The following is a 1,381-nucleotide window of genomic DNA, read 5'->3' on the forward strand; positions in this document are numbered from 1 at the left end:
GACCCTCGATGTGGCGCCGCCCCCGCAGCCGCAGATGGCCATGGCCCGCCTGCCCGCACCGGCGCACCCGCTGCGATGGCCGCGCCGGCCAGCGTGGCCGAGGAAGCCGAGCCGCCCAGCTTCGACGTCACCGCGTTCGCCGGCACCTACGCCACGCAGTTCGCCGTGCCCCAGCGCATCACCGTGCCCTCCAACGGCCAGCGCACCACGCTGGCCCTGGGCACGCACAACGCGGCTGCCACGCTGCTCACGCGCGCCGTGCCGGCCCGGCAGGAGACGGCCTATCTCGTGGCCGAAATCGCGCCGCCGCCGGGCGCCTGGCCCGCGGGGCCCGTGGGGCTGTACCGCGACGGCGCCTTCATCGGCAACGACACGCTGGATTTTGCGCAGGACGCCACGGCCGGCGGCAGGGCCACCCTGTGGTTCGGGGCCGACGACCAGGTGATCGTGCAGGCCGAGCCGCCGCAGGAGACCACCGGCAGCGCCGGCTTCACCGGCGGGCGCACCGAACGCCGCACCGATCGCGCCTACCGCGTGGAAAACCGCCACGCCCGGCCCATCGCGCTGCAGGTGCTGGACGCAGCGCCGGTCTCGCGCAACGAGAAGATCGAGGTCGAATCCCGCTACACCCCCGCGCCGCAGGACACGGCCTGGAACCGCACGCCCGGCACCATCGCCTGGCAGCAGCCGCTGGCCGCTGGCGCCACCGCGCGCTTCACGGCCACGCACACCGTGCGCTACCCGAAAGAGATCGCGCTGAGGGAGCGGGAATGAACGCCGCCCCCTTCGGCCCTGCCATGCCCGCCGCCGCACCGCGCCGCGCGACCGCCGCCTTCATGCGGTCGCACCCGGCGCACTGGATCGCCCTGGGCTTCGGCGCCGGCCTGTCGCCCAAGGCACCCGGCACCGTGGGCACGCTGTGGGCGTGGCTGGCCTATCTGGTGCTGCAGCAGTGGCTCGCGCCCCTGCATTTCGGCGTGCTGATCCTGGCCGGCACGCTCGTCGGCTGGTGGGCCTGCACCACCACCGCGCGCCACATGGGCGTGGCCGACCCCGGCAGCATCGTGTGGGACGAGGTGATCGCCTTCTGGCTCGTGCTGTGGCTGGCCATGCCCATGGGCTTCTGGGGGCAGTGCGCGGCGTTCGCGCTGTTCCGCTTCTTCGACGCCGCCAAGCCCGGCCCCGTGGCCTGGGCCGACAGTTTGTTCAAGGGCTTCGGCTGGCGCGGCGGCTGGGGCATCGTGTTCGACGACCTGGTGGCGGCCTTCTGCACGCTGGTGGTGATCGCGCTCTGGAGGCATCTGTGGTGACACCGGACGATTTGCTATCGAAATCAGAGCATGATGCCTTAGAAAATATTGCGCTGGAGGCCGATTTGGCT

General features: G+C 72.3%; 2 protein-coding genes. Both read left to right on the forward strand.

The features are described from left to right. Positions 1-774, forward strand: a 774-nt coding sequence (locus tag AC27IQ_RS24595; protein WP_487091155.1) for a DUF4139 domain-containing protein, incomplete at its 5' end; no start/stop codon positions are given. After that, positions 771-1,310, forward strand: coding sequence for a phosphatidylglycerophosphatase A family protein (locus tag AC27IQ_RS24600; protein WP_487091156.1), 540 nt, complete (start codon positions 771-773; stop codon positions 1,308-1,310). The genes AC27IQ_RS24595 and AC27IQ_RS24600, both read left to right, overlap by 4 nt. The last annotated feature ends 71 nt before the right edge of the window (positions 1,311-1,381 follow it).

The sequence above is a fragment of the Acidovorax sp. KPB24-07 genome (assembly GCF_057543315.1).

Coding starts and splice junctions, on each gene's coding strand:
- AC27IQ_RS24600 (WP_487091156.1), top strand. CDS start 771: ATGAACGCCGCCCCCTTCGGCCCTGCCATGCCCGCCGCCGCACCGCGC.